Origin of the sequence: Haloferax marinisediminis (assembly GCF_009674585.1) — an archaeon.
Lineage (GTDB): Archaea > Halobacteriota > Halobacteria > Halobacteriales > Haloferacaceae > Haloferax > Haloferax marinisediminis.
On record NZ_WKJP01000001.1, the window covers coordinates 2,318,763 to 2,344,736 of the forward strand.

Genomic DNA, 25,974 nt, shown 5'->3' on the forward strand with positions numbered 1-25,974 from the left:
CCTCGCTCACGAATGAGTTCTTCGGGATTCCGTCGTCGAGCCGGTCTAGTCTGTCGAGCCAGTTCGTCAGTCAGTCAGTCAGTCACACACTCACTCAGTCAGTCTGCGTCTCGGTGGTCGCACGCACACTGCTCCTGGCCGACTTGTCCAACTGTTGGAGTCGGACGATTGCGACAGTTCCTCTCGGTTCGTTCTCCGTAAAGCGGAGATGACCGTTCGAACGGTCGATAATCCAGTGGACCAACCACAGACCGAGGCCGCTGATGTGTTGCAACGGCGTCTCCGTCCCCGATTCGAGGACGGACAGTTCGGCCTGGGGGATACCCGGCCCGTTGTCGGTAATCCGAATCTCGACGAAGTCGTCCGACACGGGTGTCGCTTCGATGCTGACACCGACCTCGGGTAAGATTCGGTCGTTGTGTTCGAGCGCGTTGTCGATGAGATTCTTGAGTCCCGACTCGACGAGTTCGTCGGCGTACACCCACTGTTCGTCCGGGAGGGTGCGATGGACGATGGCCTGAGGGTATTCCGACTCGATGGTATCGAGGTGGCTCTCGATTCGGGCGACGATTTCGACCGGGGTGAGTCCCTCAGATTTGCGGTTGAGTGTCGTATCGATGTTCCGGGTCTGTTCACTGAGTTCGACGAGTGAGCGTGCTTTTCGCTTGATCGTCCGCGCGTGGTCTTTCGACTCCACAGGGATGCGTTCGTCGAGCAAGAGGTCTGCGTGCCCGAGGATGACGTTCATGTCGTTTCGAAGGTCGTGGCGAAGCACACGGTTGAGAACTCTGAGCCGCTGTTCGTACCGGTGCCGATTGGTCACGTCACGAGAGTTCAGCACGATTCCATCCACAGCGGGGTCGTCGAGGAGGTTGACCCCAACCGTCTCGAAGCGACACCACGTTCCGTTTTTGTGGCGAACCCTGAACTCGGACCGAACCGGTTCGTCACCACAGATTGCATCCACCAACCGACGTTCGACGGTGTCTCTGTCGTCGGGGTGAACGAGGTCTAGTACGTGCTCACCGACGAGCGACTCGGGGTCGTATCCGAGAACGTCGGCCATCGACGGGCTCGTATACTTGCGGACGCCCGATTCGTCGAGCACCGTAATCACGTCTCTGGAGTTCTCGATGAGCGCGCGGAACTCCTCTTCGGTCTGGCGTCGGTCGGTTACGTCGTGGAAGACGAGGAGTCGTGCACGATTGCCCGTCTGTTCTCCCACAGGGCTGCACCGAATCTCGAAATACCGTCGTGAACGCTCGTCCTCGATGGTCGTCTCGACACGGTCACGGCCGTCGAGGACCGCTTTCACAGCAGACGGCTGTCGAACGACGTCGAGAACTGGTCGTCCGATACACTCGCCCTCAGGACAGACGAGGAGGTCGGCCGCCGCACCGTTCGACTCGATTATCCGGTCGTGGTCGTCCAGTACGACGACTGCATCACGCATCTCCGAAAGAATCGCATTTCGGGCAATCGGCGTGATGTCGAACAGTCGGTACCGAAGGAGTGCCCAGAGGACGATGGCCGAACTGACTGCAAACGAGGCGGGTGTGGGGTCGAGCGGAGACACCTGCCGCCAAAACAGCGTCGTCCCAAACGACGCGATGGGGATTCCACCCATCATCGAGAGGAGTGTCGCTTGCCGTCTATGGACGCCACTGCTACTGAGTGCAGTCTTTGCGAGGATGCTCAGCCCGGCGAACACGATGCCCGCCGTGTAGACGATGTGGAGGACGAATAGCGGGCTTCCCCCGACAGAAAGACTCTCTGCGAACCCTGTCCGGAGTATCGTCGGGGAGACGAAGAGGCCGTGGAACTGGTTCGTCATCGTGAGTGCAATCGTGACCGCTGGTTCGACGGTAACCAGCGCGACGACCCGCCGGCTGAGAGTTTGCCGCTCGCCGGCGTAGACGATGCTGAAGATGAACCACGCTGTCGGCACCAGCGTGGAACTCACCCACGCGATGTCGAGGTAGAACCGTGCAGCACCGGCGGTCGACGCGAGAAGAGAGAATCCGTACGCAGTGGCCCAGATTGCTCCGGAAAGAGAGAGGAGTGCGAACGGTATCCGGACGCGACGAGAGTAGAGGCGAAATCGCCCCAAGACGATGACTGTAACCACACTTGCGAGGACGCCAGCGGCGAACAGGGCGTACACGTACGGCGACAGGCCGACGCTCGTCATGAATTCAGTGTGGTGTACATGTGTAGCTCTCGTCCGTCCGTTCGTTCCCGATGGATATCACATCGGTTCGACAGTACTCGTGACACGGGTGTGTGACTTAAGCCGTTCGTGCCGGTTATCAGACTTGGTAAATGAGTACTCGATTATATCGAATCCTGCTATCGAATATGCCCAGATTTCTGCTCGTAGTTACGCTTCGGTATCAGAGTTGAAATGGGCACACTCGGAAAGGGTCGCCTCACCGACTGCTAGTACCTACCTGTCACGCTCGGTCCACCGGCCCGAACGCTTAATCCGGATGGATACACAACCACGGATAGATGGTGCTCGACCCAGAACACGACGACGTTTCAGGCGGCCGCCACACGGCCGACGAGCGGAGCGACGCGTCGTTCGATTGGGTCGACGAACTGGAGAGCCAAACCTGGCGCGAAACCGTCTACGAGCGACTCCTCACGACGACTGCGATGGTGACCGCAGACGGACAGGCGTACCTAGAATCGATTCCGCGAACCCCACGCGCAGAGAAGGTCCTCCTCGATTGGTGTGTCCACCTCGTCGAGCGATTAGGCGGCCGCGGTGCACTGTTGATGGTTTCGTACTACCGGAGAATGGGGTGGGTCGGCTACGACGCTCACAAGACCATTCACGAGCGAATCGTCTCGTTTTCTGCGCCGTCAGAGTTCGAAGACGCGCCGACAGAAGAAGACCACCTCGAGAGTTTCTCGTACATCGTCCGACTCGCGTCGATGGACGATGACGACGACTGAATAGATTCCATTTTCGGGAACGACGGTCGAGTCGTGAGTGCGAACAGTCCCTGAGTGCGACCAGTCCGTGGTCTCAGAGTCCGAGTTGGCGACCGATGACGAGGTGTTGAATCTCGCTCGTCCCTTCGCCAATCTCCATCAACTTCGCGTCGCGGTAGAATCGCTGCGGTGCGAAATCAGTCGTGTATCCGTATCCACCGAGGACCTGGACTGCGTCTTCGGCAACTTCTCGTGCTGCTTCTGAAGCGTCGAGCTTTGCCAGTGCGGACTCCTTGCTGACCCGGTGGCCAGCGTCGTACATCGTCGCCGACTTGTGAGTGAGGAGACGCGCCCGCTCGGTCTTGCGATACATCGAGACGAGTTTGTCGCGGATTGCGTCGAACTTCGAAATCGGCTGCCCGAACTGTTCGCGCTGCCCGGCGTACTCCTTGGCGTGGTCGTAGGCTCCCTGTGCGAGACCGACCGAGAGCGCCGCAATCGAGATACGACCACCGTCGAGCGTCTTCATGGTCTGTTTCCAGCCCTCGCCTTCTTCGCCGAGGAGTCGGTCCTCGGGAACCCAGCAGTCGTCGAAGGAGAGTTCACACGTCGGCGAACAGTTGAGGCCCATCTTGTCCCACACCGTCGTCACCTCGAATCCGTCGTCGTTCTTCGGGTCGACGATGAACGTCGAGATGCCGTCGTATCCCGCACCGGGGTTGGTGACGGCTTTCACCAGCACCGACCCGGCGACGTTCGCGTTGGTGATGAACTGCTTCGTTCCGTTGATGACGTAGCCATCGCCGTCTTTCTCGGCGACTGTGTCCATGTCGCTCGCGTCACTGCCGGAACCCGTTTCGGTCAGTGCCCACGCACCCATGTGTTCGCCCGTCGCGAGTGGGCGAAGCCACGTCTCTTTCTGTTCTTCGGTCCCGAACAGGTCGAGTGGCTTCGACGCGAGACTGACGTGTGCTGCGTACGACAGGCCGATGCCGCCCGAGACACGACCGAGTTCCTCGACCACGAGCGAGTACATCAACTGGTCGCCGCCGAGACCACCGTACGTCTCGTCGATGGGGATACCCATCACGTCCAGTTCGGCCAACTGGTCGAATATCTCGGCCGGGAACCGGTGTTCGTCCTCGATATCCTGTGCGATGGGAGCAATCTCCTCTTCGCAGAACTCACGGACGGTGTCACGAATCATCCGGTGTTCGGCCGGAAGGTCGAAGTCCATGAGAGCAACTATCGCCGAACAGGACATAAACCAATCGAACGACCATGAAGATTCTCGGCTCCCACTGTGTGGGAACGTCCGGGCGGTTCTTTCAGTTCTCAGAGACGACCGACTCGTATGTACTCTCACATCCTGTTTCCCACCGACGGAAGCGAGTGTGCAGACGCCGCACTGGACCACGCACTGGACCACGCCCAGAAGTACGACGCGACGGTTCACGTGCTGTACGTCGCCGACGTCCGCGACGTCGCCCACGCTGCGCCCGCAGTCTCTCCCACACGAGTCCGGGACGCACTACACGACAGTGGACAGGAAGTCCTCGAACGGGTCGGCAGTAGATTACGGGCCGCCGGCGTCGACGTCGAGGCGACCGTCACGGAGGGCACTCCGGAAAGTGAGATTCTCGAGTTCGCCAACCGAGACGACATCGACCTCGTCGTGATGGGAACTCACGGGCGGAGCGGCCTCGACCGCTACCTCATCGGGAGCGTCGCCGAGCGTGTCGTCCGAAGTTCACCCGTTCCTGTGTTGACTGTCAGACAGGAATCGGAATGAGCCCACGACGTTAAGCCATCCCTCGTCATACGAGGGGTTATGGACCTCCGTCGGCTCGTCCGCGGCCGTGTCGGATGGCCTCGTCTCGAGGCCGTCGTCCGCGAACTGAAGCACCGATACGACCGCGAGACCCTCCACGTCCGCTTTCTCGAAGCAGACAACTGGCTCTCTACCCCGATGGTCGTCGACGACGAGTGGTTCGTGAAGGTCATCTCTCGGCAGAACTCACTCGTCCACGCCCTGTTTACGACCGGTCGGAATCTCGGTGCGTTCTCCAGCGGGACCGAAGGCTTCTTCGAACACTTCGGGACGCCACTCGAGATGGCCCAACACGAACTGGAAGCGACGAAGCACCTGCGTGAGATTGGCCTGAACGCCCCCGCACCTGTCGAAGCGTTCGAAGTCGAGGGACTTGGCGTCCTCGTCTTGGAGTATCTTCCGGACTTCCACACGCTCGATTCGGCCCCGCGTGCGGAAGTCGTCTCACTCGCGCCGGACCTCTTTGGGGCCCTCCACGAGATGCACGACAACCACCTCGCCCACGGCGACCTTCGGGCCGAGAACGTCCTCGTCCGCGACGATGGTATCTACTTCATCGACGCGACCAACGTCAACGACGAGGGAATGCACGACGCCCGCTCGTACGACCTCGCGTGTGCGTTGGCCGCCCTCGAACCACTCGCAGGGGCGAAAGTCGCCGTCGACGCCGCAGCAGCGGTGTACGAACCGCAGGAACTCCTCGACGCCGTCGATTTCCTCGACTTCGTCAACATCCGTCCCGACCACGACTTCGACGCTGCGGCGCTCAAAGGCGAAATCGAGAAACAGGCGACATAGCGACTGTCGGTCTGGAAAAAAGCCACGACAGAGTCGTGGAAACGTGTGTTACTGTCCTTCGACGCCCTCGTAGTCTGCGCCACCCATGTAGAGACGCGAGACTTCGGGGTCGTCGAGGAGACTGTCGGCGTCGCCCTCGTAGGCGACGGTCCCCTGGTCGAGGACGTATCCACGGTCGGAGATGGCGAGGCCCTCGCGGGCGTTCTGTTCGACCATCAACACCGACGTGCCGAGTTCGTTCACCTTCTGTACGTCTTCGAACACCGACTGCACGATGTTCGGTGCGAGACCTGCCGACGGTTCGTCGATGAGGAGCACGTCTGGGTCCATGACGAGGGCGCGAGCGAACGCGAGCACCTGACGTTGTCCGCCAGAGAGTGTCTTCGCCTTCGCGGATCGCTTTTCGTCGAGGATGGGGAACTGCTCGTACAGTTCGTCGATACGTGCTTGGAGGCCGCTCGAGCGAGCGACGCCACCCATCTTGAGGTTCTCGTCGATCGTGAGCGACGAGAACACGTTGTCGACCTGCGGGACGTATCCCATCCCGATTCGGACGAGGTCTTCTGGCTCTTCGCCCGCGATGTCGCGGCCGTCGAGTTCGACCGTCCCGTTCCACGGTTTGAGGAGTCCGAAGACGGTCTTGAGGACCGTCGACTTCCCCGCCCCGTTCGGGCCGATGATACAGACGATTTCGTCGGATTTGAGGTGCAACGTGAGGTCACGAAGGACCTGCACCTCGCCGTAGCCACTGTCGACGCCTTCCACGTCGAGTGCTCGGTTGCTCATGGACCGGCACCTCCGAGGTAGGCTTCGATGACTCGGTCGTCCGTGCGGACTTCGTCCGGCGTACCTTCCATGAGCACCTTCCCCTGGTCGAGGACGATGATGGGGTCGGCGAGGTCCATGATAAAGGGCATGTCGTGTTCGATGATGAGGAAGGTCTGGCCCTCCTCGTTGAGTTCGCGGATGAACCGTTTGATGTCGTTCGCCAGCGTCGGGTTGACCCCGGCGACCGGTTCGTCGAGCAGCAAGATGTCCGGGTTCGTCGTGAAGGCGCGTGCCAACTCGACGAGTTTCAACTGTCCACCGGAGAGTTCGGTCGACGGTTGGTCGATGAGGTGTGCAATCTCGAACCGTTCGAGAAGTTCGCGCGCCTGCTCGATGTTCGCCCGCTCTTCGCGAGTAACCTCGTCACTCGAGAAGAACAGCGAGAAGATGGACTCACCGGCCTGTGGTCCGGGGCCGACGAGCATCGCTTCGCGGACGGACATCCCTTCGAGACGCCGTGGCGTCTGGAACGTTCGCACGAGTCCCTCGTGGGCGCGTTCGTGCGGTTCCATCTCGGTCACGTCGGTCCCGTTGACCATGACCCGACCGGCGTCGTTTTCGTAGAATCCGGAGATGAGGTTGAACAGCGTCGACTTGCCGGCGCCGTTCGGGCCAATCATCCCCGTGATGGTTCCACGTTCGACCTCGATAGAGACGTCGTCGGTGGCGACGAGGCCACCGAACGCCTTCTCCAGCCCGACCGTCTTCAACACCACGTCGTCTTTTCCGAGGTTTGCACCCTCGTAGACGCCGTTTTCGCTCATTGGTCCTCACCTCCATCGGACACGGCAGCACCACGGTTCGCGGTGGACGAGTCCGAGCGTGCGGCCGGCCAGATGAGTTCGTCCTTCGGTGGAAGGAGTCCGTCTGGGCGGAACCGCATGATGAGGATGATGAGGACGCCAACGAACAGGAGGCGAAGCGGTGCAACGTCGAGTCCCAGCGACCCGATTGCCGGAACGTCGTTGAGGAACCGCGTCCCCTCGCGGATGGCGATGACGACGGCGGCGCCGACGACCGCCCCGCGGTTCGACCCGGTCCCACCAAGGATGACGGCGATCCAGATGTAGAACGTCGTCAGGGGGACGAGGTCGGAGGGGTCGATGTAGAGGTTCAGGTGCGCGTAGAACGCCCCGGCAACCGCCATGATGATGCTGCCGAGGACGAACGCCTGCATCTTGAACCGGTAGGTGTCCTTTCCGAGTGCCTTCGCGAGGTCCTCGTCGGACCGGATGGTCCGAAGGACACGGCCCCACGGCGACCGGTGGGTGCGCCGAAGGAACAGGTAGATGAGCACACCGAGAACGACGACGACGCTCGCAGTCGTCGCGAGTCTCGTGAGTGGTAACCACGGAAGGAGTGAGGGGATACCGCTGATACCGCTCGACCCGGCGGTCCACTGGCGCTCGTTCAGGATGATGAGGCGAATGACTTCTGCCAACCCGAGACTGGCGATGGCGAGGTAGTCCTCGCGGAGCCGCAGCGTCGGGATGCCGATGAGCAACGCGACGAGCGCGCTCACGACGATTGCGGCGGCGAAGCCGTAGATAGGATGCAAGCCGAGTCCGAGGGGAGAGTTGGGCGCAGTCAACAGCGCAGCGCAGTAGGCACCGAGGCCCCAGAACGCGGCGACTGAGAAGTTGATGAGCCCAGCGTAGCCCCACTGAACGTTGAGTCCGAGCGAGAGCAGGGCGTACATCCCGACGAGCGAGACCTGGAACAACAGGAAACTCAACCCGACGACGCCGGTGAGGACACCGACGACGAGCAGGGCGGTGACGATGCCCAGCACGGCGAAGATGCGACGCTCAGACGGGTCGCGGACGAGGGTGTCGCTCACCCAGGACGTGACGCTCATCCGCTCTCACCCACGATTCCGCTCGGTTTGACGAGCAAGATTGCGACCATGATGACGAAAGCGACGGCGGCGGCGTACCGTGAACCAACCGGCAGGATACCCCACTGGTTGAACAGCGGGACGAGTTCGTGAACCATCCCGATGACGAGGCCACCGAGCATGGCACCGTAGACCGACCCGATACCGCCGAGGATGACTGCTGCGAACACGATGAGCAGGATGTCGAAGCCCATGCGGGGCCGGACGAGTTCCTCGAGTCCGAGGAAGACGCCACCTGCTGCGGCGAGTGCGCCGCCGATAAGCCACATCGCGAGGATGACTTCGCTCGTTCGAATTCCACTGATGCGTGCGAGGTCCGCGTTGTCCGCGGTGGCACGCATCTTCCGGCCGAGCGTCGTCCGCGTCAGCGTCAGGTGAAGGGCCACCACGAGCACCGTCGCAAGCGTGACGACCACGAGGTTCCGCGGCGTGACGGCGACACCGAACGTCTCACGGACCCACGGGATGGGCCCCTGTCGCGCCACACCGTAGCGATCAGAGTCGGAACCGAACGACAGGAACACCGACGCCCGATAGACGAGCGCGACCCCGATACTCGTGATGAGGAGGCCAATCGACCCGGACCCTTTCATCGGTTTGTAGATGAACCGGTCCGTGAGGACGGCGATGACCGCAGCCGAAAGCATCCCGAACGCGAGGGCGAGGAAGAACCACAGTGGGAGGCCGAAGAGACCCACGTCGCCCAGCACTGGTTGTAAGAACGACACCGAAAACAGTGCGGAGAACGCGCCAACGGTCATCAGGTCGCCGTGCGCGAAGTTCGCGAAGTCTGCGATACTGTAGACTAACGACAGGCCGATGGCCGCGAGCACGATGATGCTCGAGAACACCAATCCATTGACGACGTATTGGAAGGGGCTAATCTGAAGGGGAATCACCGCTTCGGGCCCTCCTTATCCGACGGTTGGCGCGCGGTCCGTGCGTGCATGATTAGCTGGTGATGTAGTCACCGAAGACGTACTCGTGGTTCTCGACGCTGTAAATCTGGTAGAATCCCGGCGGGTCACCGTTCTCGTTGAGGTCGACAGGACCACTGACACCCTGATAGTTGATGTCGCTGGGAGAGCCACCGTCTTTGAGAATCGCGGCGGCCTCTTCGAAGGTGAACACTTCTTCGCCGTCCGGACGGGTCACGTCGCGGACGACCGACGCGAGTGCATCACCCGTGAACTCGTCGGCCGCCTCGATAGCGAGTGCGGCAACGGTCACGGCGTCGTAGGCGTACGCAGACCAGACCGTCGGCGTCGTATCGTAGGCCGACTCGAACGCGGAGACGAAGTTCTGGTAGTTCTCCTGGTCCTGTGGGGCACTCTCGGTGATACCCTTCATGCCGTTCATGCTGCCTTCCGGCGTGTTCTCGATGATGGAGTCGGCGACGGTCGACTCTGCACCGTAGTAGTCGACTGCCGTGTTGTAGCCCTGGTCGAACCCTTCGTTGACCATGACGGTGTACTCGTTGGCGTACGTGATGAACACCCACGCGGAGGCGTCCGTCGAGGCCATCTCCGTGAGGATACCACTGTACGACGACTGACCCTGGTCGTGGGGTTCGTTGTAGGAGACCGTTCCGCCGAGTTCAGACTCGAACGTCTCTGCGAACACGTCGGAGAGGCCGGTCCCGTAGTCGTTGTTGATCCACGTGACTGCGACGTTCTCGTGGCCGTCGTCGTAGACGAGGTTGGCGAGGGCAGTCCCCTTCGCCGCACCGGACGGACTCATGCGGTTCAGGTTCGGACGCGACGTCAGTTCGGGGCTCGTACTGTTCTGACTGATCTGTACCACGCCGGCGTCGTTCGTGACGCTGTCGTGGATGGCGATTGAGACACCGGACCCGACAGACCCGATGAGAAGCGGAACGCCGTCCTGGTTGACGAGTTTCTGTGCACCGTTCACACCGCCCTGGTTCGTACTCTCGTCGTCTTCGACGGAGATTTCGAGCGTCGCGCCGTCGCCGATACCGACTTCGTTGACTGCTTCGAGTGCGAGTTCGCGGCCACGGGTGTTGCGCTCGCCGTACGGTGCGAGCGACCCAGTGAGCGAGTCAACCATCCCGATGGTGTACGAGGAACTCCCGCTTCCACTGTCGTCGCTTTCGGCCGTCGTCTCTTCTCCACCGCTGTCGCCGCCACTGTCACCGCCACCGCCGCCCGATTGTTCGGTGGTGGTTGGTTCTTCTTCACCTTCGAGACAGCCAGCAGTCGCTCCGACGAGTGAGAGCCCGGATAATTTCAGCAACGTTCTGCGGTCAATGTCTTGTGGTGGCATAACATGGACTTCTCGCGGATTGTGGTAAATATAGCTGTGACCGTCCATGGTCGGTATTGGGGGATTTTTCGGGGACGGGCGTGAGAACTCAGTAAATTCCACGGCCAAATAGTCAGATTAATTTGGTAGGCTCTCCCTTTAGGGTGAGACTCTCACAAGAGCAGACCGATGATACCCCCCATCGCGAACAAGTTCGTGGCGGGTGAGACGGCCGATAGTGCGGTCTCGCGCGTTGAGTCGTTGAACCGTGAGGGAATTTCGGGGATACTGAACCTACTCGGCGAACACTACAGTGACCGACGAGGTGCCGACGCCGACGCCGAGGCGTACGTCTCGCTCGTCCGCGACATCAGCGAGGCAGATATCGATGGCTGTGTTTCTGTGAAACCCTCGCAAATCGGCATCGACATCAGCGATGGTGTCTTCCGGGAGAACCTCGACCGAATCGTGGAGGCCGCGAACGACGAAGACGTCTTCGTCTGGGTCGACATGGAAGACCACACGACGACCGACGTGACACTCGACGCCTTCGAAGAACTCGGTCATCAGACCGATGGAAACGTCGGTGTCTGCGTGCAGGCGAACCTGAAGCGGACGCCAGACGACCTCGAACGACTGGCCGACGTCCCCGGGAAGGTCAGACTCGTCAAAGGCGCGTACAACGAGCCTGCGTCCGTCGCTCACAAGAAGAAATCCAAAGTGGACGACGTGTACCAAGAGCTGCTCGAGTACATGTTCGCCGAGTTCGACGACGGAGTCGCCGTTGGGAGTCACGACCCCAAGATGCTCTCGTACGCACGTGACCTCCACGACGAGTACGGCACGTCGTACGAGATTCAGATGCTCATGGGCGTCCGCGAAGACGCACAACGCGAACTCGCAGCAGACGACGTCGACGTCTGGCAGTACGCCCCCTACGGCGACAAGTGGTTCCAATACTTCTATCGGCGCGTGCGTGAGCGCAAGGAGAACGCCTTGTTCGCGCTCCGTGCAGTCGTCGGAGTGTAACTGACGTTCACACGTTCGACTCTTGTCTGAGACGGGAGAATGCAGTCGACCCTAGTGCTATCGTAGTGGCTACTGCGGGTCGAGCAGTTTCGATTCGGCCTTCCGCAGGTGTTCGAGCAGCGTCGTCTTCGAGATATCGAGCATCGACGCGAGTTCTCTGGTCGACACTTCGCGTGGCCAGCGGTAGTAGCCTTCCTCACGGGCCAGTTCGAACGCCTGTCGTTGACTCTGCGTGAGCGTGTCGAGTCGTTGCTCACGCTCGGGTTCTGCGCCTTCTGCCGAGGTGATAGACTGGACACGGATGTCCGCACCACTCTCGTCCATCACGGTCGCGATTCGGTCTCGAATTTCACTCCGTTCACCGGCGTACCAGACTTGCCACAGTTCACGTCCCTCCTGTATCCGTGCGGGGGCGCTGTGGATGAACCCCTGTTCGAGGAGATACGGATTTATCATATCTCCGGGGTCGTACTCCAGAAAGAACTCGCGTGCGACAGACCCCGGTGTCCCCTGCTTCCCCCGGGAGTCGAACCGCTCTTGCAACTCCAGCACGTCGCCGGTCAATTCCGAGTCGGCGATGGTGTCGAGGAGTGTCTGAACTTCCTCGGTTGAGTCGCCGTACGCAGTAAAGAGGCCGTTCGTTCGCCCGTTCTCCCGTGCAATCTCGCCCGTCGGTGCGTCGTAAATCGCGTGTGCGAGAATCCCTCCGTCTTGTTCACTCGTTGCCTCTATCGCCCAGCAGTTCGGATGCCAGAGGTCGAGCGTCAAGCGCGTGCCTTGTCCTGCCATGCGCTCGCTCATACGGCGGCGTAGTGTGGCCGACTGTAAGACGTTGTCTATGCGCACAATGAATGACAGCTGACTGACTCGAATCGGACGCTGTCACTCGGCCGGTGTTTGGATGAGAGGGTGGGATACCTCCCATGGGAGGTGCCGGGGTTATTAATGTAAGTTCCGCAAATATCACCAGCATGGCGCAGGACGTCTATCAACACTATATAAACGGCGAATGGACAGACGGCTCCGGTGAGGAGACGTTCGAAAGCGAGAATCCGGCCACCGGTGAGACGCTGGCGACGTTCCGACGCGGAACCCCCGAAGACATCGACGTCGCGGCCGAAGCGGCCGACGAAGCGTTCGAGGAGTGGCGCGAACTCTCGCACATCGAGCGTGCAGAGTACCTGTGGGACATCTACCACGAACTGCGTGACCGCACCGACGAACTCGCCGAAATCGTCACCAAAGAGTGTGGCAAGGAAATCAGCGAGGGCCGTGCCGACGTCATCGAGGCGTACCACATGGTCGAATGGGCTGCTGGCGACGCCCGTCACCCGAAGGGCGACGTCGTCCCCTCCGAGATTCCTGCGAAAGACGCCTACATGCGCCGGAAGCCTCGCGGTGTCATCGGTTGTATCACGCCGTGGAACTTCCCGGTCGCAATTCCGTTCTGGCACATGGCCGTCGCACTCGTCGAAGGGAACACGGTCGTCTGGAAGCCTGCCGAACAGACCCCGTGGTGTGGGCAGATTATCGCCGAGATGTTCGAAGACGCTGGCATCCCAGACGGCGTGTTCAACATGGTACAGGGCTTCGGCGACGCCGGTGCCACCATCGTCGACGACGAGCGCGTAGACACGGTGCTCTTCACCGGGTCCGCAGAAGTCGGACACGAAGTCGCGAGCAAGGTCGCCCAGCAACCCGGCAAACTCGCCGCGTGTGAGATGGGTGGCAAGAACAACATCGTCATCACGGAGAAGGCGGACCTCGACATCGCCGTTCACTCCGCCGTCATGTCGTCGTTCAAGACGACCGGCCAGCGCTGTGTCTCGTCCGAGCGTCTCGTCGTCCACGAGGAAGTCTACGACGAGTTCAAGGAGCGATACGTCGAACTCGCCAAGGACGTTTCCGTCGGCGACCCGCTCCGCGAAGACACCTTCATGGGCCCCCTCATCGAGGAAGGTCACCTCGACAAGGTCAAAAGCTACGCCGAACTCGCGAAGAAGGAAGGCGTGAACGTCCTCGTCGACCGCACCGAACTCGACGACGACGAGATTCCAGAGGGCCACGAAGACGGTCACTGGGTCGGTCCGTTCGTCTACGAGGCCGACGCGAAAGAAGACCTGCGCTGCACGCACGAGGAAGTCTTCGGTCCCCACGTCGCCCTGCTCAAGTACTCCGGTGACATCGAAGAGGCAGTCGAGATTCAGAACGACACCGACTACGGGCTCGCCGGCGCCATCATCTCCGAGGACTACCGCCAGATCAACTACTACCGCGACCACGCAGAAGTCGGCCTCGCGTACGGGAACCTCCCGTGTATCGGTGCCGAGGTTCACCTGCCGTTCGGTGGCGTGAAGAAGTCCGGCAACGGCTACCCGTCGGCCCGCGAAATCATCGAGGCAGTCACCGAGCGCACCGCGTGGACGCTCAACAACTCCAAGGAGATTCGCATGGCACAGGGTCTCTCTGCGGACATCAAGACGAAAGACGAAGAGTAAGGCCTCGCGTTCGGCCCCGACTCTCGAATCGGTACGAACCACTTTTTGGGTACGTCTACTCCCATCGCAGTTCTGTACGTGATATATCGATAGCTCACTGAGGACGAGCGCGTCGCTCTCGAATCACGTTAGTCGACTGGGGTACACTGCTCGTCTGAAGTATTGAAGCGCGAGATTTCCGGTATCCTACGTCGCAAATCTCTTGCTTCGTACGAAACTGCGATACGCTCGTTGAAAAACCCGTCGTAACGATCGGTTCACTGACCGCCAGACGGTACGTGGTCGACACACAGTGTTCTCACTCGGATTGTCAGTGTCCAAAAGGCGGAGGCAATCTGCCTCCCGCCATGCTCGTGTCACCAGTTGGCGGAGTGAGACGAGGCGAGGGGTGACGCCCCCTCCGGGCTTGGGGGCGTGAAACGACGTGGCCACGTCGTTGGATGCTACAACGGACCCCGATACGTTGCAGCGAGTGCGGCGGATGTGGAGTCGCCGACGTCTGGCGAGAAAAGCGCCTATTGCGTCGGCGATTTGGGCTAAGGAGCCATGGTGTATAAACCCACCGTAACACTACATAGCGCACCGCAAGAACGCGAGAATACCCGGCTTACGCAGTCGCTTCGAGTTCCCGCCGAAGCGCCGCTTCGAGGTTGTCGAGTTCGCGGTCGAGGTTCCGCTCGAAGAACGTCTCGACACCCGGGAGTCGGCCGTCGACGACGAACTCGTTGACGAGCCGGCACCCGCTGTCAGTTTCTTCGATAGTGTGTTCGCCCGTGACTCGCATCACGCGAGACCGGCCGATGAATTTGACGTGCGTCGGCTCTTCGACGGTGACGTCTTCGGTCTCGACTTTGACGGTCGAGCTCACGAGCGGAATCGGTAACTCGAGGTGCCACGTCGCGTGGCGTCCGTCTGCGGCGACGTCGAATCGGTCGACGACACTAATCGCTCCGGCTCGCTTCGCTGGGTCAGCGATGAACTCCCAGACGTCCTCGCCGGGGGCGTCGAACTCGAACGTTCGTTTCACGCGGACGGTCATGAGATATCGTCACACCTCGATAGTAAAAACCCGCTGAATCGGTTTAGCTTAGCGTGACGCGCCACGTCGTCGAGCGGGCACGTCCCCACTTCTCGATTTCGACATCTTCAGACTTCTCAGCCAGTTGGGGGAGACGGGAACCTACCTGTTTCGCGGTCAGACCAATCGCTTCGGCGATGTTTTTCGCCCGGAAGTACCCCTCTCCGCGGCTAACGCTATCGCGGAGGTATGCGATAATGCGTTGTTCCTCGTCGGTGTACTCGGTCATCCTCGCCACGTCTAGGGAATGTGCGCTCTTAACGGTTACTTGTATTCTACGCTACTGGAAGATGTGGACGCCGGAGACAGCCAACGAAGCGGCGATAATTGCGAACGCAAAGCCAATCGCCTGCGTCAGTTGGTCTGGTCCAGCAATCATCAGCCCTGCACCGACGAGCGTGAGCACGCCGAACAACGCCGCAAAGCCGATTGACTTGTCGGATTGCACCGTCTTGGTTTCCATATCGACGAACTTCACGGGTGCGCACTTAGTTCATTCGACAGCGCGTGCCGCGTGAGTCGGTGCCACCGACGTGTTCACTCCCGACGTGACACGTTCCTGTGTTCGTCCGAAACTGTGTGGTCTGTAACCACGCAACGACGCCGTCTTCGGCCGTTCGACATTTGTACGAGTAGCCTCGTGTCACACGACGATGGGAATCACATCCGTGCTGTTCGGCGGTAAACTCCGAATCGCACTCGTCGCACTCCTCCTCGTTGGAGGAGGCGTCGGGGGTGCCTTCGCGATGGGCGTCCTCGGTGCACCGAGCGTCGACGGTGTCGACAACCAATTCGCAGACGTGAACGAGACGACGACCGTCATCGAGTCAGACGTCAACGTCGAGAACCCCAACCCGATTTCGGCGAACCTCTCGGGTATCAGCGTCGACTACGCGGTGTACATGAACAGTCTCGAGATGGCCAACGGCGACAAAGCCGGCGTCTCCATCGGCAAAGGCGAGACTGCAATTCCTCTCCGGACGACGCTCGACAACGAGCGCATCCCCGCGTGGTGGGTCTCGCACATTCGAAACGACGAGCACACGGACCTCCGCGTAGACGCGAACGTCACGTCCGACACGCTCGGGAAAACCTTCGAGGCACCGGCGATTTCCCGCAGCATCGATACGGACCTCCTGTCGGCGTTCAACTCCACGGAGACTCGCGAAGTGAACGCGAACTCCGCCGTCGTCTCTGACCCCGTGTTGTACATCAACGAGACGAGCGCCGAGTGGGGCAACGCGACCGAAGACCGCACGGAACTGAAACTCACGTTCGTCGTCCACAACCCCAAATCGTACCCCGTTGCCGTCTCGGAACTCGGCTACAACATCTCGATGAACGACGTCGACGTGGGCGAGGGGACGACGAACTCCGAGTACGTCATCCCGGCGAAGTCGACGAAGACCATCGAGGCGACGACGTACATCGAAAACGAGAACCTCGACGAGTGGTGGGTGACCCACCTCGAACGGAATCAGACCACCGACCTTCGTATCGATTTCTACGCGAAGCTCGACGCTGGCGGCACGACGTTCACCGTCCCGCTCGACCCGCTAACCTACGAAAAGACGTTCGAGACGGATATCTTCGGCACCAAATCGAGTGCTGACACGAGTACGTCGGGCGACTCCTCGTCCGAAAGCACGTCTTCGGACGAGACGACCACGTCACAGGAGTCAGAGACGACCGAATCCGGTGAGACGACGACGGCTGACTCCGGCGAGACGACGACCGAGTCGGGGTCGAACACGGAAACCACGACTTCGACGCCTACTCCAACTCCAACGCCAACACCGACTCCGACCCCAACGACGACAGATTCGGGCGGAACGACGACTGACGACGGATTGTTGTAATTAGCCGGCCGATACCGACAATCCGTTGGTGATTTCTGGCTCAGCCGACAAGTCTTTAACTGGGGCCACGATACCAATGAGTATGAATCGGAGTACCCACGCTCCTGATCGAGTTCTTCTCCCGTGATGAGAACCCTGTGTCCGTCGAGAGCGACGACGAATCCATCGTCCTCACGATCGGCGGCCAGACCTGTGAACTGTCCCGTGATGCTGCTGCCGACCTGCAGGAAGCCATCGGCTCGGCGCTGACCGAGAAACGTGAGTTCTTCCGGACTGCCGGTGAGTACCGACAGGACGGAAGCTACGTCGTCTCCAGACGTGGCGCCGACTCGACTGGCAACGCGAAGGTGTTCGCCAGCTTCGAGGAACTGCGCCGCCTGTACGACCGGTTGCCCGAGACGTTTACCGCAGAAGACGTCGGCCGGACCGGTATCACCGGGTCACGTCGCCACATGATTATCCGGCATCTGGGTGAACACCCAGCGTTCGACTGCCGTATCGCGAGTCGAAACCCACTGACTGGCGAGAAGCAGTCTGAGACCGTCGAGAGCCGGAAAGAAGTAGAAATCGTCGCCGACTGAGGCGACCCCCTCAGTCGAGCGTAACGTGTTCTGACTCTTCGTTGAGCGCCAGGTTCGCCGCGATTTCGGCGTTCCGCATGGCGTACTGTGCAGTCTGCTGGAGACTCACGAGCACTTCACGAATCTGGAGGAGTTTCTTGTTCTCCATCTCCGGAAGGTCGTTGAGGATGTCGCGCTCGCGGTCACCGATCTCTCGGTACAGTTCGCGGCACTCGATGGTCAGGTCGTAGTCGCGCTCGACGACGGCCCGAACGGCGGTGTTCGTGATTTCGTCGACAGAGTCGGTGAACTCACGGATGCGCCGCATCGTGGACTGGTCGACGTCGATGGTGTGGCCATCGGCGTCCATGACGATGTTCGCGATATCCTCGGCGTTGTCGGCGGTGAGTTCGAGGTTCTTCGCCACGGCACGGTAGCCGATGAGCGGGAACCCAGAGTCGAGGCCGACGGCGCGTGCGAGGTTCGGGTTCTGATACGAGGTGAAGATGAGGCGAAGCAACAGGACGAAAATCTTGTTCGCCTGTCGCTCGCGGTTGAGGGCCCGCTGTGCGAGGTCAGGGTTCCCGTGTGCGAGCGCCTTGACGGCCTCTCCGCGCATCGTACTGCCAGTGTTCTCCAGTCGTTCGAGCAGGTTGTCGAGCGTGAAGTCCTCGGCGTCGACCGAACAGCGAATCGCGATTCGCTCGGGCGTCTCCTCGATGACACCGAGACCCATGAGCTGTGTCTCGGCTTTGTAGACGGCGTTGATGTGGTCGGAGTCGAGCGCGCCTTCGCTCTTTTCGATGTGGATGACGCGTCGCCCGAGGACGTACTGTGCGACGATTGCGCGTTCGAGTGCCTCTGCGTTCAGATTGTCAGCGCGAATAGTCGCCTTCGAATCTTCGTTGCTCACCGACTCCGGGAGGACAGTCAGGGTACCTTTGCCGCTCGTACGAATGGACACTTCGTCGCCCTTGTCGACGTTGTGTTCTTTGGCCCACTCCGCTGGCAACGTCATCGCCAGCGTGGAGGGACCGAGACGCTGGACTTTCCGGGTTTCCATGGAGAGTGACAGCCATTCAATGACCTTAAATCCCACTATATGCCAACCTTAGTGAACAATGATTTGGAACTTTCCTTTCACACACTGACCCATACTAGAGCAGGTGTCTGGAGAGTTCCCCTGTCGGTGACGTGTGCCTCACTCGATTTTCATCATCCGTCGTTCGACGCGACCGACGCGAACTTTCGTCCAGCCGCGGAGGTCGTCGTCGAGCGCGGTGTCGTCGGTGTCGACGCGGAGGACCGGAATCGTGTCCAGTTTCGACCGCGAGGCGACGACGGACACGTCACAGCGGCGAATCACGTCAGGTGACAGCTGTGGGTTGCCACGGCCGAAGATGAACCCTTGGCCTCCAATCGGTGTGACCACGATGACGTTCTCGTCTCCGAGGTTCGCCAGAATCTCTGCTTCTGTCGCGTCGCGGACGAGCACCTCGCCGTCACGATACACGTCGACGCCGAGTGGCGACCCGTCGATGGCGAGTTCGGCTTTCACAGCGCCCACGGTGCTTCCGGGGCCGAGGACGTACGTGACGCCTGTACCTGCCCGGATGTCGTCGGCGACCCCCGCCGCGAGTGCTTCGACCGTTCCACTACTCGTTTGCTTCGACGACTGGAGGTCTTCGGCGACGGGGACGTGGGCGACTGCCCTGAGTTCTGGGTGGACCTCGCCGGCGCGGTAGTCGTCTTCGTCGATGTCCATGACTTCCCGGGCCTCGGTCCGCTCGAACGTCGTCGCGATGACCGCCGCATCTTCTGGCGAGACGGCGAAGACCGACGAGTAGACTTTCACGCCAGCAGGGACGCCGAGCATCGGAACGTCGCTCCCATCGAGGGCGTCGGCAACGTCGGCCGCCGTGCCGTCTCCGCCGACGAACAACACGAGGTCGACGTCGGCATCGACGAACGCCGTGACTGCTGCAGCAGTGTCTGCGGCCGTGGTCTCGTCACCGGTCGTCTCTCCCAGCACTTCAGGGTCGAACCCGACGTCCCGAGCGAGAGAGGCACCCATCGGGTCACCCCACGTCAACAGCTCAGTCTCGGGAGCGGCGTCGTACAGTTGGGAGAGCGCCCGCGTGGCACGGTCGGGTGCTCGCGGTTTGGCACCCCGCTTTCGGGCCTCTTCGACCTTTCCGTCGGTACCCTTCAACCCGACTCGGCCACCCATTCCCGCGACGGGGTTGACGACGAGACCAATTCGCATACTGAAACGAATCCACGCCCGTGGCAAAAACACCGCGATGCCGAGGTGGTCGGTCGCCGACGTCACCACAGTCCATCGTGTATTCTGGGCTGATTGACTGTCGCCGGAACCTCACTGTTTAAGAATGGGACGGAGCAATTGTCACCTATGATTCCGTTAGAAATGTCCGAACAGGTGTTGCCGATGTCGGAGACGGCCGCAACTGTGCTCCTCGTGGGTATCCTGATGACCGCCGGATGGCTCTGGTACCTCCAGCGCTGACCGGTCTACGCTTCTTCGAACAGGTCGACTCGTTCTTCGAGCCACGCCACCGCCGCGTCGACGGCGGCCTCGTCGCGTCCAGCGAGTTTCACACGGACGTGGTCGCCGGGGTAGCTTCCGACAGTGACGTCGAACTGCGCTTGCACTGCCTCGAAGCGTTCGATGAGTGAACTCTCGGGTTCAGATGTGTGGACGAACCGGACGTACGTCTGTTCCCCGGCGAACTCGTCGGCGACTCTGTCGAACATCGCCTTCATCTCTCGGGGGACGCCCGGCAAGACGTAGACAGACCCGACGACTGCGCCGGGTGCGACGCCCTCGTCGTTCGGAAGCATCCGCGCCCCGGCAGGGAGGTCTGTCGTTCCTTCGACCAACTCTTTGGCCGAGTAGCCACCGTTCGTCTCCAGCCAGAGTTCGGCTTCTTCGTGTCGCTCCATCGAGCGGCCGAACGCGGCGGCGACGGCGTCCATCGTCACGTCGTCGTGCGTGGGGCCAAGTCCGCCGGTGACGACGACAGCATCGTACTCTGCGTGATACTCGTTGACCACGCGGGCGATGTCGCCGATGTCGTCGGGGAGCGTCGTCACTCGCTGGACGGACACCCCACGCTCGGTCAACTGTTTACACAACCACGTCGCGTTCGTGTTTTGGGTGTCTCCTGCGAGCAGTTCGTCTCCCACAGTGACGACGGCAACTTGCATAGGGCAACCTAGAGTCGTGACAGGCAAAAAGGCGTCCGCCCCGGCGGTTTTCGGTGACGGCTATCGCTTCTTGTCGCCGCCTTCGACGTCGAGACCGAGTTCTTCGCGCTGTTCGCGAAGCGCCTCTATTTGCCGGCGGTAGTAGAGAATTCCGGCTCCACCGATGAGGAGCGAGACAGCAGCGACAGCAGCGAAGATGCCGAGGTCACGCTGGAGGTAGAACTGCACCACGACGCTCCCGTCCGACACGTTGTTCCACGTGATGTGCAACTGGTCGCCGACGAGTTCCGTCTGGTAGCCCTGCGGGCGGACCGACCCGAAGATTGGGAAGTCGACGCGGCGGTCCGGCGGCAAGATTACCTCGTACGACCCCTCGACGAAGACGGGAAGCGAGAATCGCTTCGGCGTCGACGAAGAGGTGAAGGCGAGTTTCCCGTCGCTGTCGGCGTCCGATGGAAGCGTGACGTTCGTGATTCGGTTGTTCTGGGTGACGTCACCACCACGGGCTTTGAGTTCGCTCCCGTTCACCACCGTCCCGTTGGGATACTGGTACCGGAGCGATTCGACTGAGAGCGGCGTCCGACTGCCGAAGCCATCGAACCGATACAGTTCGACCGACGACGAGTTTACCTCGTACACCGCACGGAATCGGCCGTTCTCTTGGACGGTGATGTGGGCGTCAGTCTCGGCGTCCCACGCGTACGACGCGTCGGGGTCGGTGTCGAGTCGGTCGTTCGAGACGCTGGACGTGCCACCGAGACACCCCGCGGTGACGAGGAGGAGGGCGAGTCCAGCAACGCCAACGAGGAGTCGCCTGTTCATCGTCTTACTGTCCGATGACGGCCTTGAGTTCCGACGGCAGATACGAGCCGATGCTCGCGAGGAGCCCCGGCGGGTCGGTCTGGTCTTTGCAGATGATACTCTGTTCGAGGAGACCGAGTCGTTCGACGGTCACGATGTCGTTCGCGTGTCCGGCGCGGTTCACCGTCGCGCGAACCTCACCGCGAGTCGCACTGTTGACGTTGACGCGGCCGCTTCCGCGAGTCCAGTCGTAGAGTGTGTCGACGGTGTCGTCGGCCAACCGAGATGGCTCGTCGTCACCGCCGTAGACGAAAGAAATCGGCATGTGCTGGACGAGACCGAACCGGTCACGAATCTGGACTGCAGACCCGCGGCCGAGGCCGAGTTCTTCGGTCGGGATGCGAATCTCCTGTCCGGCGTCGAGGACGAAGCCGTCGTCGTCCCAGTGTTCGAGCGTTCCGACGTACGTCTCACCGGCGGTGAGGTGCGGCGTGACCTCGCCCCACTCCTCGCGGAGGACGTTCCGTGCGACGGTTTCGTCGTCACCCGAGATGGTCACCGAGATAAAGCCGTCGTCGCGGACGCCGATGTCGTAGTCGACGTCGAGGCCACCGATGTCGTTGGCGACGAGCGACGTGAGACTGTCGAGTGCGCGTTCACGGGCCTCGCCGTCGATGTAGCACTTTGTTGCGAGTACGACCATCGATTAGTTCGTACCCGTCACTTCGACGTTCAGTTCGTCTCGAAGCTCTTCGATGCGCCGTTCCATCGCGTCGACGAGGTCGGCGTTGTCCATCGGTTCGAGTGGTGCGCCGGTCTCGGGACACTGGAAGCCCAGTTCCATCGCTTCGGAGAACTCGAAGCGGATACCGGCGGGTTCAGAGAGATAGAACTCGTGGTTGCGTTCGTAGTCGAGACGCTCTTCGAGCGCCTCCAGAAGTCGGTACATCTCTTCTTCGAGGTTTTCCGGGATATTCTCGTAGTGGAACGTCCAGAGGTAGGTGAGCCATCCAGAGTCTTCGTCGCGGACGCGACGATACGACGCGAGGTCGTTCTCGTAGAGGATGAAGAGGGCGCGACGAACGTCGTTGAGCTCTAAGCCGAGCTCTTCGGCGAGTTCTTCGTCGGTGACCTCACCATCTGGGGGTGCCGCTGCGACTGGCATCCCCGTTGGCCCAACCAACTCGTGGAGGTACTTCTGGATAACAGGGTCGTTCAGTAACTCCTCAAAAGCCATTGTCGAAATTGGCGTCAGGAACGCCATTAAGTCTTATTACTCTCGCGCACACGGAGAACTGCCCGGGGGCGTGACGTTCGACCCGTCTACGCCTCGTCCACCGTGACGACCTTCACTCCTCGTCGGCCGGCACGACCTTCTTCCCCGTCGCCATCGGGATGACGGTATTCTCGGCGTCTTCCCACTCACGGTCCAGTTCGCGGCCGTCGAACAGGCGGTCCAGGAACACCGCGAGACCAGCGACTTCCGAGTGTGGTTGGTTCGTGACACCGACGTTCCAGTCGGCTTCGTCGTACACTTCGAAGGGAACTTTCTCGCCACCCACGACGACGAGGAGTGGCTCTTCGGCGTGTGCCTCGCGGATGTCGGCTTCGACGTCCTGGACGCGCTCGCCGTACATCGTGAGGTGGACGATTTTGCCCTCCCAGTTGCGGATGATGCCGTTGAGGCCTTCGGTGAGTTCGACCGTAAACGGGCCGCCGAACCGGCCTGTGATGTCTTCGACTGTCTCTAGCGACTGCCCCGCGTTGTCGGGGAAGATGACTCGGTCGGCGCCGAGCGCTCGGGCCGTCAGGCCGACGTGTGTCGTCATCCGGTCGTCTCGTCCCGGTCGGTGCCCGTACCGAAGGACGGCGACTTCGGGTTCGTCTTGCATGCCTCTTCGAAGACGACGGGGGAAAGTGGTGCTTTCGGAACGTCGCTCTCGTCGGGACGGCCCCATCGCCGCGACCCCACAGCCGCCAGAGGTTTATCACCGATGGCGACCCACCGCAGACTATGAGTCACAGACCGGAGGCTGACGCCGGCGTCGACGGCGTCGACCTCTCGGGGCGAACTGCACTCGTCACCGGGTCCACCTCGGGTATCGGTCGTGAGACGGCACTCGCACTGGGGAGACTCGGCGCGACCGTCTTCGTCCACGGGCGCGACCGAGACGCTGGCCGACAGGTCGCGTCAGCCATCGACGATGCAGGCGGTGACGCCGTCTTCTTCCGCGCCGACCTCGCGGACGTCGACACTGTCCATCACCTCGCCGACGAGATTCGAGACCGAACCGACCGTCTCGATATCCTCGTGAACAACGCCGGCGCACACTTCTCTGCGGGGCACCTGACCTCCGACGGGGTCGAACAGACGTTCGCCGTCAACCACCTCGCGCCGTTCGTCCTCACCCACGACCTCCACGAGTTGTTGCCGAACGATGGTCGTGTCGTCACGGTCTCTTCCGGCGTACATCACCGCGCCGACGGAACGTTCGACGTGACGACGGTGGACGACTACGATGGCCTCGACGCGTACGCCCGGTCGAAACTTGCGAACATCCTCTTCACCGTTGGACTCGCGCGCCGACTCGATGGACCGACGGCGAACTGCTGTCACCCCGGTCTCGTCCCGTCGAGTCACCTCTGGCGTGAGGCATCGCTTCCCGTCCGTCTCGGGGTGGGACTGCTCGCATTCTTGCCCCAGCGACTCGTCGGCGGGTTCGCAGAGACGCCCGCGACTGGCGCGGCGACGTCCGTCTACCTCTCGGCGTCACCTGCGGTCGAAGGCATCTCTGGACAGTACTTCTCCGAGTGCGCCCCCGCGGACCCATCGGCCACTGCGGCAGACGACACACTCGCCCGAGAGCTGTGGGACCTGAGTGAGGAACTGACGGGAATCTCGTGGTCGTGAGTTACTGCGACTTTGAACCCCCGCTCGGATGGCCGAGGGGAAACGGACTTACCACTCCGTTGAATCTTCTGTACCATGTCGTTAGCACTCTCTGACAAGCGCGTCCTCGTGACCGGAGGCGCTGGTCTCGTCGGTTCTCATATCGCTGCCCACCTCGCGGACGACAACGACGTCGTCGTCGCGGACGACCTGTCGAAAGGCACTCGTGAGCGCGTCCCCGACGGCGTCGAGTTCGTCCAGGCCGACATGACGGACCCCGACGATGTGGCCACCGTCGTCACCGAAGATGTCGACATCGTCTTCCACTTCGCGGCCTACACGGACACGAACTACCACAACCCGCGGCAGTTGTTCGAAGAGAACACCGAGATGACGTACAACGTCCTCGAACGCATGCAGGAAGTCGGCGTGACCAACATCGCCTTCACGTCGTCGTCGACGGTCTACGGCGAGGCACCGCGTCCAACGCCGGAAGATTACGCCCCGCTCGAACCCATCAGCATCTACGGCTCTTCGAAACTCGCCGACGAGGGTCTCCTCTCGACGTTCGCACACTCGTACGACTTCACGGTCTACATGTACCGCTTCGCCAACATCGTCGGCCCGAAACAGCGTGGGAACGTCATTCCGGACTTCATCGAGAAACTGCTGGAAGACCCCGAGACGCTCGAAATCCTCGGTAACGGTCGACAGGAGAAGTCCTACCTCCACGTCGAAGACTGCGTCGAGGCGATGTGCCACGTCGTCGAGAACGCCGAACGCGACTACAACGTCTACAACCTCGGCACGCGGACGACTACCTCGGTGACGACCATCGCGAACATCGTCGCCGACGTGATGGGACTGGACCCCGAGTACGAGTACACCGGTGGTGACCGCGGATGGACTGGCGACGTGCCGAAGATGCGCCTCTCCGTCGAGAAACTCTCCGCACTCGGCTGGGAACCTGACGGGTCGAGCGACGACGCCGTCCGCCGCGCCGCCGAAGAACTCTACGAAGAACTGGCCTAAGACCCGAGGCGATACCGTCGCCTAGTCGCCCAGTTTCGCCGTTCACTCCTTCTCGGGAACGACGACCGCCATCGTCACGGATGCGTCTGCGTCGCTGGCTGCCAGAGATCCGGTGACTTCGTACTCGCCGGTGGGTGGCGACGACCACTCGGCCTCGTATGCGACCGACTCGCCAGGCGCGAGCGTCTCGCTTCCGAGCGCCATCGAAAACGCCCGCCCGTCGCTCCAGCGCCACACTTCCGAACCGTCGTCGTCGACGGCGACGAACTCCGCGCGCTGGCCGTTCGCGAACGAGAGGTCGAGCGAAGCCTGTCCCTGGTTCTCGACCGTCAGCGTCAGCGACACACCGTCGGCTACCGGAGCGACTGTCAGCGTGGCATCGAGCGTGTCGTCCATACCGCTGCGTGTGGTCGCCACGAAAAAGAAACTACAGGTCGGTG

The 25,974-nt window shown here is 61.3% G+C and carries 28 protein-coding genes; 9 read left to right on the forward strand and 19 right to left on the reverse strand.

Going from position 1 to position 25,974, the window contains the following annotated elements; genetic code table 11:
- Positions 1-94 precede the first annotated feature (94 nt).
- A complete protein-coding gene (locus GJR98_RS12035) occupies positions 95-2,191 on the reverse strand; it encodes a histidine kinase N-terminal 7TM domain-containing protein (protein ID WP_151138785.1) in 2,097 nt (698 codons plus the stop codon).
- Positions 2,192-2,511: 320 nt separating this feature from the next.
- Between GJR98_RS12035 and GJR98_RS12040 the strand changes: the two genes are divergently transcribed.
- Positions 2,512-2,961, forward strand: coding sequence for a FlaD/FlaE family flagellar protein (locus tag GJR98_RS12040; protein WP_151138787.1), 450 nt, complete (start codon positions 2,512-2,514; stop codon positions 2,959-2,961).
- Positions 2,962-3,034: 73 nt separating this feature from the next.
- Here the strand turns inward: GJR98_RS12040 and GJR98_RS12045 are convergent, their stop codons facing one another.
- Positions 3,035-4,177 (reverse strand): acyl-CoA dehydrogenase family protein, encoded by a 1,143-nt coding sequence (locus GJR98_RS12045; protein WP_151138789.1) that lies wholly within the window; start codon positions 4,175-4,177, stop codon positions 3,035-3,037.
- A gap of 117 nt (positions 4,178-4,294) precedes the next feature.
- On the opposite strand from GJR98_RS12045, the gene GJR98_RS12050 reads away from it, so the two are divergent.
- Positions 4,295-4,732, forward strand: a complete 438-nt coding sequence (locus tag GJR98_RS12050) for a universal stress protein (protein ID WP_151138791.1) — start codon at positions 4,295-4,297, stop codon at positions 4,730-4,732.
- Between the two features lie 39 nt (positions 4,733-4,771).
- On the forward strand, positions 4,772-5,569 hold the full coding sequence (locus GJR98_RS12055) for an RIO1 family regulatory kinase/ATPase domain-containing protein (RefSeq protein ID WP_151138793.1): 798 nt from the start codon (positions 4,772-4,774) through the stop codon (positions 5,567-5,569).
- A 48-nt stretch (positions 5,570-5,617) separates the two neighbouring features.
- Here the strand turns inward: GJR98_RS12055 and GJR98_RS12060 are convergent, their stop codons facing one another.
- From GJR98_RS12060 to GJR98_RS12080, 5 genes are read right to left on the reverse strand one after another with little or no spacing between them, the layout of a single operon-like run.
- Positions 5,618-6,355, reverse strand: coding sequence for an ABC transporter ATP-binding protein (locus tag GJR98_RS12060; protein ID WP_151138795.1), 738 nt, complete (start codon positions 6,353-6,355; stop codon positions 5,618-5,620).
- The gene (locus GJR98_RS12065; RefSeq protein WP_151138797.1) at positions 6,352-7,161 is read right to left on the reverse strand and encodes an ABC transporter ATP-binding protein; all 810 of its coding nucleotides are present in this window, start codon (positions 7,159-7,161) and stop codon (positions 6,352-6,354) included. Before GJR98_RS12065 ends, GJR98_RS12060 begins: the two co-directional genes overlap by 4 nt.
- On the reverse strand, positions 7,158-8,255 hold the full coding sequence (locus GJR98_RS12070; protein WP_151138799.1) for a branched-chain amino acid ABC transporter permease: 1,098 nt from the start codon (positions 8,253-8,255) through the stop codon (positions 7,158-7,160). The genes GJR98_RS12065 and GJR98_RS12070 overlap by 4 nt, the downstream gene beginning before the upstream one ends.
- Complete coding sequence (locus GJR98_RS12075; protein WP_151138801.1) at positions 8,252-9,193, reverse strand: branched-chain amino acid ABC transporter permease; 942 nt, start codon at positions 9,191-9,193, stop codon at positions 8,252-8,254. Before GJR98_RS12075 ends, GJR98_RS12070 begins: the two co-directional genes overlap by 4 nt.
- Positions 9,194-9,245: 52 nt before the next feature.
- A complete protein-coding gene (locus GJR98_RS12080) occupies positions 9,246-10,565 on the reverse strand; it encodes an ABC transporter substrate-binding protein (protein ID WP_191965490.1) in 1,320 nt (439 codons plus the stop codon).
- Positions 10,566-10,748: 183 nt separating this feature from the next.
- Here GJR98_RS12080 and GJR98_RS12085 point away from each other — a divergent pair, with 183 nt between their 5' ends.
- On the forward strand, positions 10,749-11,588 hold the full coding sequence (locus GJR98_RS12085) for a proline dehydrogenase family protein (protein ID WP_151138805.1): 840 nt from the start codon (positions 10,749-10,751) through the stop codon (positions 11,586-11,588).
- A gap of 69 nt (positions 11,589-11,657) precedes the next feature.
- Here the strand turns inward: GJR98_RS12085 and GJR98_RS12090 are convergent, their stop codons facing one another.
- Complete coding sequence (locus tag GJR98_RS12090; RefSeq protein ID WP_151138807.1) at positions 11,658-12,389, reverse strand: helix-turn-helix domain-containing protein; 732 nt, start codon at positions 12,387-12,389, stop codon at positions 11,658-11,660.
- 170 nt (positions 12,390-12,559) lie between these two features.
- On the opposite strand from GJR98_RS12090, the gene GJR98_RS12095 reads away from it, so the two are divergent.
- Positions 12,560-14,086, forward strand: a complete 1,527-nt coding sequence (locus GJR98_RS12095; protein ID WP_151138809.1) for an aldehyde dehydrogenase family protein — start codon at positions 12,560-12,562, stop codon at positions 14,084-14,086.
- A 607-nt stretch (positions 14,087-14,693) separates the two neighbouring features.
- Here the strand turns inward: GJR98_RS12095 and GJR98_RS12100 are convergent.
- Genes GJR98_RS12100 through GJR98_RS12110 form a run of 3 tightly spaced genes read right to left on the reverse strand, consistent with a single transcriptional unit; the run spans position 14,694 to position 15,627 of the window.
- Complete coding sequence (locus GJR98_RS12100) at positions 14,694-15,125, reverse strand: SRPBCC family protein (protein WP_151138811.1); 432 nt, start codon at positions 15,123-15,125, stop codon at positions 14,694-14,696.
- Positions 15,126-15,168: 43 nt separating this feature from the next.
- Positions 15,169-15,393, reverse strand: a complete 225-nt coding sequence (locus GJR98_RS12105; RefSeq protein ID WP_151138813.1) for a DUF7123 family protein — start codon at positions 15,391-15,393, stop codon at positions 15,169-15,171.
- Positions 15,394-15,444: 51 nt separating this feature from the next.
- Positions 15,445-15,627 carry a DUF7525 family protein gene (locus GJR98_RS12110; protein WP_151138815.1) on the reverse strand — a complete coding sequence of 61 codons (183 nt, stop codon included), beginning with the start codon at positions 15,625-15,627 and terminating at the stop codon, positions 15,445-15,447.
- Between the two features lie 190 nt (positions 15,628-15,817).
- Between GJR98_RS12110 and GJR98_RS12115 the strand changes: the two genes are divergently transcribed.
- Together GJR98_RS12115 and GJR98_RS12120 are read left to right on the forward strand one after the other, a co-directional pair.
- Positions 15,818-17,023 (forward strand): LEA type 2 family protein, encoded by a 1,206-nt coding sequence (locus GJR98_RS12115; RefSeq protein WP_151138817.1) that lies wholly within the window; start codon positions 15,818-15,820, stop codon positions 17,021-17,023.
- A gap of 137 nt (positions 17,024-17,160) precedes the next feature.
- On the forward strand, positions 17,161-17,604 hold the full coding sequence (locus GJR98_RS12120) for a DUF7528 family protein (protein WP_191965460.1): 444 nt from the start codon (positions 17,161-17,163) through the stop codon (positions 17,602-17,604).
- Positions 17,605-17,614: 10 nt separating this feature from the next.
- On the opposite strand, the gene GJR98_RS12125 is transcribed toward GJR98_RS12120, so the two are convergent.
- From GJR98_RS12125 to GJR98_RS12155, 7 genes are all read right to left on the reverse strand, one after another.
- Positions 17,615-18,646: a phosphate signaling complex PhoU family protein gene (locus tag GJR98_RS12125; RefSeq protein ID WP_151138819.1), complete on the reverse strand. Its 1,032-nt coding sequence runs from the start codon at positions 18,644-18,646 to the stop codon at positions 17,615-17,617.
- Between the two features lie 138 nt (positions 18,647-18,784).
- Positions 18,785-19,849: an ATP-NAD kinase family protein gene (locus GJR98_RS12130; protein WP_151138821.1), complete on the reverse strand. Its 1,065-nt coding sequence runs from the start codon at positions 19,847-19,849 to the stop codon at positions 18,785-18,787.
- A 266-nt stretch (positions 19,850-20,115) separates the two neighbouring features.
- Positions 20,116-20,811, reverse strand: coding sequence for a competence/damage-inducible protein A (locus tag GJR98_RS12135; RefSeq protein ID WP_151138823.1), 696 nt, complete (start codon positions 20,809-20,811; stop codon positions 20,116-20,118).
- 60 nt (positions 20,812-20,871) lie between these two features.
- Entirely contained in the window at positions 20,872-21,633 is a 762-nt protein-coding gene (locus GJR98_RS12140) for a DUF5803 family protein (protein ID WP_151138825.1), read from the reverse strand.
- Positions 21,634-21,637: 4 nt separating this feature from the next.
- The gene (locus tag GJR98_RS12145) at positions 21,638-22,315 is read right to left on the reverse strand and encodes a DUF2110 family protein (RefSeq protein ID WP_151138827.1); all 678 of its coding nucleotides are present in this window, start codon (positions 22,313-22,315) and stop codon (positions 21,638-21,640) included.
- 3 nt (positions 22,316-22,318) lie between these two features.
- Entirely contained in the window at positions 22,319-22,849 is a 531-nt protein-coding gene (locus GJR98_RS12150; RefSeq protein ID WP_151138829.1) for a transcription factor, read from the reverse strand.
- Between the two features lie 112 nt (positions 22,850-22,961).
- Entirely contained in the window at positions 22,962-23,504 is a 543-nt protein-coding gene (locus GJR98_RS12155) for a tRNA (cytidine(56)-2'-O)-methyltransferase (RefSeq protein WP_151138831.1), read from the reverse strand.
- A gap of 122 nt (positions 23,505-23,626) precedes the next feature.
- Here GJR98_RS12155 and GJR98_RS12160 point away from each other — a divergent pair, with 122 nt between their 5' ends.
- Positions 23,627-24,523: an SDR family oxidoreductase gene (locus GJR98_RS12160; protein ID WP_151138833.1), complete on the forward strand. Its 897-nt coding sequence runs from the start codon at positions 23,627-23,629 to the stop codon at positions 24,521-24,523.
- Between the two features lie 75 nt (positions 24,524-24,598).
- Positions 24,599-25,534, forward strand: a complete 936-nt coding sequence (locus GJR98_RS12165; RefSeq protein WP_151138835.1) for an NAD-dependent epimerase/dehydratase family protein — start codon at positions 24,599-24,601, stop codon at positions 25,532-25,534.
- A 42-nt stretch (positions 25,535-25,576) separates the two neighbouring features.
- On the opposite strand, the gene GJR98_RS12170 is transcribed toward GJR98_RS12165, so the two are convergent.
- Positions 25,577-25,930: a BsuPI-related putative proteinase inhibitor gene (locus GJR98_RS12170; protein WP_151138837.1), complete on the reverse strand. Its 354-nt coding sequence runs from the start codon at positions 25,928-25,930 to the stop codon at positions 25,577-25,579.
- Positions 25,931-25,974: the final 44 nt, after the last annotated feature.

Bases quoted from the DNA above. Each gene is read 5' to 3' on its own strand.
- GJR98_RS12135 (WP_151138823.1), bottom strand. From the start codon at position 20,811: ATGCAAGTTGCCGTCGTCACTGTGGGAGACGAACTGCTCGCAGGAGAC.
- GJR98_RS12100 (WP_151138811.1), bottom strand. From the start codon at position 15,125: ATGACCGTCCGCGTGAAACGAACGTTCGAGTTCGACGCCCCCGGCGAG.
- GJR98_RS12165 (WP_151138835.1), top strand. From the start codon at position 24,599: ATGTCGTTAGCACTCTCTGACAAGCGCGTCCTCGTGACCGGAGGCGCT.
- GJR98_RS12115 (WP_151138817.1), top strand. From the start codon at position 15,818: ATGGGAATCACATCCGTGCTGTTCGGCGGTAAACTCCGAATCGCACTC.
- GJR98_RS12060 (WP_151138795.1), bottom strand. From the start codon at position 6,355: ATGAGCAACCGAGCACTCGACGTGGAAGGCGTCGACAGTGGCTACGGC.
- GJR98_RS12095 (WP_151138809.1), top strand. From the start codon at position 12,560: ATGGCGCAGGACGTCTATCAACACTATATAAACGGCGAATGGACAGAC.
- GJR98_RS12050 (WP_151138791.1), top strand. From the start codon at position 4,295: ATGTACTCTCACATCCTGTTTCCCACCGACGGAAGCGAGTGTGCAGAC.
- GJR98_RS12035 (WP_151138785.1), bottom strand. From the start codon at position 2,191: ATGACGAGCGTCGGCCTGTCGCCGTACGTGTACGCCCTGTTCGCCGCT.
- GJR98_RS12160 (WP_151138833.1), top strand. From the start codon at position 23,627: ATGAGTCACAGACCGGAGGCTGACGCCGGCGTCGACGGCGTCGACCTC.
- GJR98_RS12170 (WP_151138837.1), bottom strand. From the start codon at position 25,930: ATGGACGACACGCTCGATGCCACGCTGACAGTCGCTCCGGTAGCCGAC.
- GJR98_RS12145 (WP_151138827.1), bottom strand. From the start codon at position 22,315: ATGGTCGTACTCGCAACAAAGTGCTACATCGACGGCGAGGCCCGTGAA.
- GJR98_RS12155 (WP_151138831.1), bottom strand. From the start codon at position 23,504: ATGCAAGACGAACCCGAAGTCGCCGTCCTTCGGTACGGGCACCGACCG.
- GJR98_RS12055 (WP_151138793.1), top strand. From the start codon at position 4,772: ATGGACCTCCGTCGGCTCGTCCGCGGCCGTGTCGGATGGCCTCGTCTC.
- GJR98_RS12130 (WP_151138821.1), bottom strand. From the start codon at position 19,849: ATGCGAATTGGTCTCGTCGTCAACCCCGTCGCGGGAATGGGTGGCCGA.
- GJR98_RS12085 (WP_151138805.1), top strand. From the start codon at position 10,749: ATGATACCCCCCATCGCGAACAAGTTCGTGGCGGGTGAGACGGCCGAT.
- GJR98_RS12105 (WP_151138813.1), bottom strand. From the start codon at position 15,393: ATGACCGAGTACACCGACGAGGAACAACGCATTATCGCATACCTCCGC.
- GJR98_RS12090 (WP_151138807.1), bottom strand. From the start codon at position 12,389: ATGAGCGAGCGCATGGCAGGACAAGGCACGCGCTTGACGCTCGACCTC.
- GJR98_RS12070 (WP_151138799.1), bottom strand. From the start codon at position 8,255: ATGAGCGTCACGTCCTGGGTGAGCGACACCCTCGTCCGCGACCCGTCT.
- GJR98_RS12065 (WP_151138797.1), bottom strand. From the start codon at position 7,161: ATGAGCGAAAACGGCGTCTACGAGGGTGCAAACCTCGGAAAAGACGAC.
- GJR98_RS12125 (WP_151138819.1), bottom strand. From the start codon at position 18,646: ATGGAAACCCGGAAAGTCCAGCGTCTCGGTCCCTCCACGCTGGCGATG.
- GJR98_RS12110 (WP_151138815.1), bottom strand. From the start codon at position 15,627: ATGGAAACCAAGACGGTGCAATCCGACAAGTCAATCGGCTTTGCGGCG.
- GJR98_RS12140 (WP_151138825.1), bottom strand. From the start codon at position 21,633: ATGAACAGGCGACTCCTCGTTGGCGTTGCTGGACTCGCCCTCCTCCTC.
- GJR98_RS12045 (WP_151138789.1), bottom strand. From the start codon at position 4,177: ATGGACTTCGACCTTCCGGCCGAACACCGGATGATTCGTGACACCGTC.
- GJR98_RS12150 (WP_151138829.1), bottom strand. From the start codon at position 22,849: ATGGCTTTTGAGGAGTTACTGAACGACCCTGTTATCCAGAAGTACCTC.
- GJR98_RS12040 (WP_151138787.1), top strand. From the start codon at position 2,512: ATGGTGCTCGACCCAGAACACGACGACGTTTCAGGCGGCCGCCACACG.